Genomic DNA, 7,850 nt, shown 5'->3' with positions numbered 1-7,850 from the left:
TTGAGTCCAGTAGAGTTTGAATCCCGCTATCGGGAACGGCTGGGAAGTGTCTAAATCACTGGTGGCGATTCAACAACATCGACTCACATGAGGCTAAACTGTAGACATTCTACCCATTGGCGGGACTGGGGCTATCGGCAATCTCACGCTGCCGTTTGGAATGGTGAGCTATCTCCCATCTGACAACCGATGGTGGTGCTTTTGACTGGTGCTTTATAGCTGAAACTCACTGACGACCGCCTCGGCATCATGCCCAGGCTGACATAGGCGGTGCCCAGCAGGTAGTGAGCCTCGGCGTGTTCCGGGTTGCGGGCCAGCAGGGTTTTAAGATGGCGCTGGGTGTCTTCATGCTGCTGCTGCCGGGCAGCGGCGATGGCCAGATGGAATAGTTCATTATCGGTAAAGTGGGTGTCAGACAGGGTCACCTCTTAAAAAAAACCTAGCTTACACTGCGGTGGCCATTCGGCCAGCGTCACGCGGCCGCCTGCTCGATTATCGCCCTTAAGCTGGGAGCAGGCTCTCAGGTTTAGGCGATGGCTGTTATATTCTGCGACGTACATTGGGCTTCGCAAGCTCAGCAAAACCTACGTGTTGATAGCACATAGTTTACTGAGTCGGTATAACATCGCTATGCTATTGCACGCTACGCCTTGCGTTATTCTATAGAAAACCGAATGTGCCTTCGCATTTTAAAAAAGACGGTTTCTCTTTCCTCTTGGCTAATTCATCGTACTTTGCCATGATCAACTTAACTATTGTCCCCCCCTGCGGATTTAAGTAATGAATGTCACTTAAAAATTTCGAAACACATCCATTTCCATCTAATTTAACAGGGTACATCTCATGCACATTTGAAAAAAGCAAAAGTGCAAGGTTTTTAAGCATAGCTTTGTCATTCAGCAACTGCTCTGGCGTGATCATTTTTGATATATCTCTCATGATAACTTCACTAAGATATGTATGCCCCATATCCAGCCATGAACCACTGTCTCCCGGACAACCAGATAGTTTATTCAAAACATAAAAATCGAACTCTAATCTTTCGTCTTTATCCAGCATTTCTCTCTTTACTAGCAACCAGGCAGCATAAGAATTTATTTTACTCCTGCCTTGCGCTATGCAGAGTGAAGACTCCCAAGCCTTCAAGCTATAAGCTTGACTTCTAGCCCATGACAATATAACCGAAGTTAACTTATTTTTACTATTTTCACTTACTGAATTCATTACTTCAGCAAGATTAGCATAATCGGTTACATACACTTTTGTTTTATGCTTCGTCGAGTACTCAAATGCGTAGTTGATGTTGATTGCTGCCATTTCCAAATCAGAAAACTTTAGAGTTATCATCCAGGCCGCATCAAGCGTTTGCAAATTTTTTCTTGAAGATAAAAAAAGTCCGTTCTCAATGCTATCTTTCTTAATTTTTCTTTCAAAAAATTTCATTACCGCTGGATGTACAGCAGAAAAACGGTCTACACCCATACTGGCCAAGGTAATCACATCAGGAGCCTCATCCCATTGCGATATCATTTTTGCTAAACTTTTTACTCTTCCCTCAGGAAGACCATAATATGCCAGCCTAGTTCTCAAGCAATCTTCACTTAGTTTAGTACATTCTTCAACCACCCTACCGAGAGTAGCATTATGAATATATTCATTTGCGAGATTACATCGCCCAAGTTTTTTGCAAGTTTCGCTTTCGTCTAGCTCATACACATTTAGTGCACCACTCAAAAGATATTCAAACCTACCTCGCCTTCTAGTAGATAATGTTGCAATAAACTGTTCAATAGTCTCCCTTGTTTTTTTGTCACAAAACAGCAATCTTTTGTTATAATGAAAAATCTCCCAGAGACTTTTATTTTCATCTATTTTCTTAACTATGCTCTCCGTGGTTTCAAATGTGTGATTGTAATGTAAAAAATCACCACAAGAATCATTTTGACCAATTAGAATCAAGCCATCCATTGTTATTTCACCAGCAAAAGCACTTACAGTGAAAACCAAAAAAATCACTACAATCACTCTTCCAGTCATATAGCTCCTCCGGGCTTATAGCCGTACGCAAACTGGAATTTGTAACTGGGCTTCCTATATTTCATGATATCATCCGATAGTTCTTGGCGACTTTTCAAGTGCTTGTTTACTTCCATATTCACGCAATCATTATACTCTGCCATTTTAACCCTTCCTTCAAAGCTCGCCCCTAAATAATTGTTCATTTTTTCGAAGTCATCGAAAATTATGGCTTTCGATGAACCATCTTTAGTAACAAAGACTCGGCGTCCATCATTCAAAATCATTGTTGACGTGAAGTGATATTCAACGTTTTCCCCACTACCCGAAGCCCAGTATTGAATGCTTATTTTATCCTTGCCAAATCCCTTGCCTGGGTCGTATTCATTTGGGTTGCTATCGATTGTATAAAAACCATCCTCACTGTATATTGCAATTCAGCCATTTTTATATTTATTATCATACGCTTGTAGAGCACTAATAAAGGCTTTCACATTAGTTGGCTGAGCCATTATACCGTATAGAGCTTTATCATCCCTGTTTGCAGTTTCCAAGCAAAACTTACTAGTGTCATTCATCCACGAATCAGAAGGAACTTCTAACAACAACTCACTAGAATTCGTCATATCACTACTAACGTCAAAGGCTACCGGTTGTAATGAAAAACATTCTTTTCCAATTCTGCTCTGAGCCGAGCTCCCCAGCTACCACCTTCAGATGACATCCAGTTACCACTTAACATTGATTGTTCAATCACTCTTTTCCTGTATTCGGCATCAAACCGCTGGGTTGCACCAGCACTGGGTGCCGCGCTTGCCAACTGCGCCTGTATCTCACGACTTCTGCGTAATTCTTGTCCCAACGCCGCATAGTGTGCCTGGATCTTCTCTTGGTCGGTGGCCAAGGTTCTCTCCCGCAAGGCGGCGGTCATATTCTCGCCGGCCTCTTTTTGATAACTGCCAGCAATGCTGTTGCCCAGCGCATTGCCAAAGGCATCGATGGCGATATTGCTCCATTCGCGCTTGCCGCCTACGCCGAACCACTGGCGGGCACTGTTCTCGGCCCAGCCACCGGCGAAATTGCTGGCCATATCGCGCAGCAGCAGGCAGTTAGCGTCCGACTGCCCCCCGCCATGTGTGCGCCGGCGTAATGGCCTGCCACCGAGCCAGCCTTGTCACCCTAGCCCTGACAACATCGACTCACATGAGGCTAAACTGTAGACATTCTACCCATTGGCGGGACTGGGGCTATCGGCAATCTCACGCTGCCGTTTGGAATGGTGAGCTATCTCCCATCTGACCAGCGGCGGTAGCGCCTTCTGCCGGGTGCTTTGCCTAAACGCACTGACGGTCATGTTAAACCGCCCAAGGCTATCTCAGTTGCCCCCATAGGCCCATGATGTGGCAAAGGCTCCGCCTAAACTATTTGCATATTCGCAATGGCTATCGTTAGCCCATGCGGTGGGCCGCCCCGCGGCGACGTTTTGGCTTTACCAGCTCAGCTTAATCCACGTGCCATTAATGACACACATGAAATATCACAGTGCAAATATGGTATGTATTTTGCCCCTACAAAATAGTTTATCCTCTGGAATCGATTTAATACTCGCCTTTATTCCTGGCTCAAGCAAGGAGAATATTTTACGACCAGCTTCATTATTAAAGTATAATTCATGCAGCACTTTAGAATAACATTGGCCTCTCATGCTATAATTAACCTTCAGGCCACTGATATAATCGTGATGATTAGACAGCGCTATCACCTTAACTACTAATTCAATCCAATCCTTATGCCCACTAACAATATAATCACCTGCATAAGTAGGCAAGTCATTGATGATAGCACCAAACGTCATAGGCGGTATCTCTTTTGCCGGACATTGCAAGGCTTCTAGTAGGAATTTTTTATCAAGCTCCATTGTGTTTTGATTATCTAGTATTAGTTTCTCTCTTGTTGCCCACAACAATAAGTCAACATCAATTCCCTTAGGTTTGGAATGTTTTATTTCTTTGCCACATGAAAAACCATTTTCGTAGTTAATGACATCATTGGAAATATGTATTTCATCTATTAAACTTTCTCGCTCCCGTTTAGAAAACTCACTAAAAATCAAATCAATTCCGCGGTAGTCCGAACTGGAAGGATGCAATCGTTCACGTTTGGCAAACTTGAATAGTTCAAGATAGTATGAGAAAGCCAGATCCTTACTTTTGAGTCCAACCATTGATCGCCAATTTAAGTCAGTAAGACCAATAAACCGTTCTTCGGATGGTGGAAAAATAGAACCGGATTTAATCTTCCCTCTAAATGCCGCTTCTGTAAGCCTTATGATTTCAGGGTGTTGCCTGCTATATAGTGAAAGGTAGTATCGCCCATATCCTGGAGTTATTACACGCTCACCTTTACTCATGAAAATTGATTCAATGAATGCCACATCACTCTTATACGCTGACTGTTCTAAATCACCATTGAATGCCGTGACTTTGCCAGACTCATAGCACGCCAAGGCCCCACGGCTGTTTCTACCACATTTTTCAAGTAGTTTTCCAAATTCAACGTTGTGTTTGAAGTCAACTCCATATGTATAATTCTCGTACTCGGGGTTACCGCTATTAATATTCACTTCATTCCATAAAAAGGCTGATGAGGATTTAAACCACTGGAACAGCTCACCGTCAACATGATTCAAGGCGGAATACACAAGCTCTTTTGACTTCTTGTCGCAAAAATGAAGCCCTCTTCTGCTTTTGATCAGCCACCAGATAAGTTTTCTCTCTTTTAGGTGTGCAATAAACTGTTCAGGTGAGTATACAATGCCTTTATATCCCTCACAGGTTACCCCTCCGACAAAAACTACATCTATTGATCTTGGATACACTAATTCCGAGCATGATATGCCATGGCAAAACAACAAAATCACAACTAGCAATAAAACCTTCACCTTTGTCCTCCCCATGGATTGTCATTTTTATAGCCATAAGCAAACTCAAATTTATAGACTGGCCCTGACGACAATGCTTCACTAGAGAGTTTAGTTAAGTCTGTTATGTGAGAGTTGATTGTCATATCTAGATATCCATCTTTTTTACTGCTTCCGCTCTTTGGCTTCGCGTCATACCAAGATGTTTTTTGAGCTGTTCAAATGTGTGAAAGTTTAGTGTGGTTGCTTGTCCATCTGTCGTTTCGTAAACAAGTTCATGCGTAACAGGATGGATAACCCTCGATGTGAAGTGATATTGATTACTTTCCTTCCCTCCGCCTCGCCAATACTGAACATTTATGTAACCTTCTGAGAACTCCACACCATCACCGAATGATATTGAATCTGGATCACCTAAATCATATTTACCATTCTTTGATAGGCCGATTAGCTTCTCTCCATAAACCCCTTCTGAAATATTCTGTTTCAGCTCATCAGAATCTAGCCATGGGATGTCACGTATAAACTCACTTAAAACACCTCTTGCGGAAACAGCCCCGCCCAATGCGTGAGATGTAGGGAAGCAACCCATTTTCGCTGTCATAAACTTCAATGGCATCACTCCATCCAGCAATGTAACCTCGCCCGGCAACGCCTTCAGATTGCTGTCACGGATATTAAATAGAGAAGCAAAACCATCACCTGTCAACTTAAAGCCATTAGTCAAACTGAGCGTTTCTTCCGCCGTACAAACCCCAATCAAGCTTGGGTTATCACCTGTTGCATTTTGAATTTTCTGCTTCGTCATGACTCGGCTTGGTTGCACTTTGGCAGCCTGCGTTTGAGTAGCTTGCGGTGATATTCCAGCACTGGGTGCCGCGCTTGCCAACTGCGCCTGTATCTCACGACTTCTGCGTAATTCTTGTCCCAACGCCGCATAGTGTGCCTGGATCTTCTCTTGGTCTGTGGCCAAGGTTCTCTCCCGCAAGGCGGCGGTCATATTCTCGCCAGCCTCTTTTTGATAACTGCCCACAATGCTGTTGCCCAGCGCATTGCCAAAGGCATCGATGGCGATATTGCTCCATTCGCGCTTGCCGCCTACGCCTAACCACTGGCGGGCACTGTTCTCAGCCCAGCCGCCGGCGAAATTGCTGGCCATATCGCGCAGCAGCAGGCGGTTAACGTCCGACTCATCCCCCGCGATGTCCCCCGCCATGTGTGCGCTGGCATAATGGCCGGCCACCGAGCCCGCCTTGTCACCCTGGCCCTGACATCATCGACTCACCTGAGGCTAATTTAGACATTCTACCCATCGGCGGGACTGGGGCTATCGGCAATCTCACGCTGCCGTTTGGAATGGTGAGCTATCTCCCATCTGACCAGCGGCGGTAGCGCCTTCTGCCGGGTGCTTTGCCTAAACGCACTGACGGTGATGTTAAACCGCCCACGGTTACAATGCCCAACTTATGAATTACACTGGCTGTTTTTAGGGAAGTTGTATGTCCCCCATTCGCATTGCCATCAACGGGTTTGGCCGTATTGGCCGCAGCGTGCTGCGGGCCCTGTTTGAAAGCGGCCGCCAGGATATCCAGATCGTCGCCATCAATGAACCTGCCGCCCCAGAAGGCATAGCCCACCTGCTGCAATACGACTCCAGCCACGGCCGTTTCCGCTGGCCAGTGAGCCTGCACTCCGGCGAGGATGGAAAACCACGCCTGCGGGTCGGCGATCAGAGCATGGCCCTGTTCCATGAAATGGATCCTGCCAAGCTGCCCTGGGGCGACTTGGCGGTGGATGTGGTGCTGGAGTGTACCGGCAAGCTGCACAGCCGGCAGGACGCCGAACTGCATCTGGCTGCCGGGGCAGGCAAGGTGCTCTTCTCCCACCCGGCGGACGCCGACCTGGACGCCACCGTCATCTATGGCATCAACCAGGCCGATCTGCGGGCGCAGCACAGGATAGTCTCCAACGGCTCCTGCACCACCAACTGCATAGTGCCGGTGATCGACGAACTGGATCGCCACTTTGGCGTGCAGTGTGGCACCATCACCACCATCCACTCGGCGATGAACGACCAGCAGGTGATCGACGCCTACTGCCCGGATCTGCGCCTGACCCGCGCCGCCAGCCAGTCCATCATCCCGGTGAACACCCGGCTGGCCAAGGGGCTGGAGCGGATACTGCCCAAGTTTGCCGGCAAGTTCGAGGCCATCGCCGTGCGGGTGCCCACCATCAACGTCACCGCCATGGACCTGAGCGTCACCGTCCGTGAACCTGTGACCGTGGCGGCCATCAATCAGGCGCTGCAGGCCGCCGCCCTGGGCCCGCTGGCGGGGATCCTGGATTATGTGGAGGCGCCCCTGGTGTCGGTGGACTTCAACCACGATCCCCACAGCAGCATCATCGACAGCAGCCAGACCCGGGTCAGCGACGGCCACCTGGTGAAGGTGCTGGTGTGGTGTGACAACGAATGGGGCTTCGCCAACCGCATGCTGGACACCGCCGCCGCCATGCAAGCCGCCCGCTAGGCACCCTCGCCAGCAAGTAAAAAGCCACCTGCATAGCAGGTGGCTTTGATTGCCCCTCAGGAAGGGTGCTGTCTCACTCAGGCGTAGGTTCATTAAACCTTAGGCATCAAATGAACCTCGTTGTTTGATGCTGATTTTTGTCCGTGCCGCCTTGCTCCACTATTGCGCTCTTTCTACCCCCTGCTTGGCGGTGGCGGGCCAAGGGGGACCTTGCTGTCCCCCTTGGCAATCCCCAGCAATCCCTACTCGCCGGCCCTGCGGGTTCCCTCGTCCATCGAGCCGGCTTCTCGGTCGTTATCGACTTGTTCCCAACACGGCGATAACTCGCTCGGCTTCCCTGCCTCGCGCCCGGCCGGCCCGCTCGCCTCGGCCAGCGACAAGGGATA

The 7,850-nt window shown here is 48.0% G+C and carries 6 protein-coding genes; 1 reads left to right on the top strand and 5 read right to left on the bottom strand.

Going from position 1 to position 7,850, the window contains the following annotated elements:
* Nucleotides 1-143: 143 nt before the first annotated feature.
* From ABD847_RS04720 to ABD847_RS04700, 5 genes are all read right to left on the bottom strand, one after another.
* Nucleotides 144-425 carry a tetratricopeptide repeat protein gene (locus ABD847_RS04720; RefSeq protein WP_345010559.1) on the bottom strand — a complete coding sequence of 94 codons (282 nt, stop codon included), beginning with the start codon at nt 423-425 and terminating at the stop codon, nt 144-146.
* A gap of 235 nt (nt 426-660) precedes the next feature.
* Complete coding sequence (locus ABD847_RS04715) at nt 661-2,037, bottom strand: hypothetical protein (RefSeq protein WP_345010557.1); 1,377 nt, start codon at nt 2,035-2,037, stop codon at nt 661-663.
* Nucleotides 2,038-2,662: 625 nt separating this feature from the next.
* Nucleotides 2,663-3,106 carry a hypothetical protein gene (locus ABD847_RS04710; RefSeq protein ID WP_345010555.1) on the bottom strand — a complete coding sequence of 148 codons (444 nt, stop codon included), beginning with the start codon at nt 3,104-3,106 and terminating at the stop codon, nt 2,663-2,665.
* Between the two features lie 447 nt (nt 3,107-3,553).
* A complete protein-coding gene (locus ABD847_RS04705) occupies nt 3,554-4,957 on the bottom strand; it encodes a hypothetical protein (protein ID WP_345010553.1) in 1,404 nt (467 codons plus the stop codon).
* Between the two features lie 127 nt (nt 4,958-5,084).
* Entirely contained in the window at nt 5,085-6,179 is a 1,095-nt protein-coding gene (locus ABD847_RS04700; RefSeq protein ID WP_345010552.1) for a hypothetical protein, read from the bottom strand.
* A 256-nt stretch (nt 6,180-6,435) separates the two neighbouring features.
* Between ABD847_RS04700 and epd the strand changes: the two genes are divergently transcribed.
* Nucleotides 6,436-7,464: an erythrose-4-phosphate dehydrogenase gene (gene epd, locus ABD847_RS04695; RefSeq protein WP_345010551.1), complete on the top strand. Its 1,029-nt coding sequence runs from the start codon at nt 6,436-6,438 to the stop codon at nt 7,462-7,464.
* Nucleotides 7,465-7,850 lie beyond the last annotated feature (386 nt).

The sequence above is a fragment of the Pseudaeromonas paramecii genome (assembly GCF_039540575.1).
GTDB lineage: Bacteria > Pseudomonadota > Gammaproteobacteria > Enterobacterales > Aeromonadaceae > Pseudaeromonas > Pseudaeromonas paramecii.
The sequence above is the reverse complement of the archived record's forward strand: the minus strand, read 5'-3'. Positions and strand labels throughout refer to the sequence as shown.

Excerpts from the sequence above, each read along its gene's own strand:
- ABD847_RS04715 (WP_345010557.1), bottom strand. The coding sequence starts at position 2,037 with ATGACTGGAAGAGTGATTGTAGTGATTTTTTTGGTTTTCACTGTAAGT.
- ABD847_RS04710 (WP_345010555.1), bottom strand. The coding sequence starts at position 3,106 with ATGGCCAGCAATTTCGCCGGTGGCTGGGCCGAGAACAGTGCCCGCCAG.
- epd (WP_345010551.1), top strand. The coding sequence starts at position 6,436 with ATGTCCCCCATTCGCATTGCCATCAACGGGTTTGGCCGTATTGGCCGC.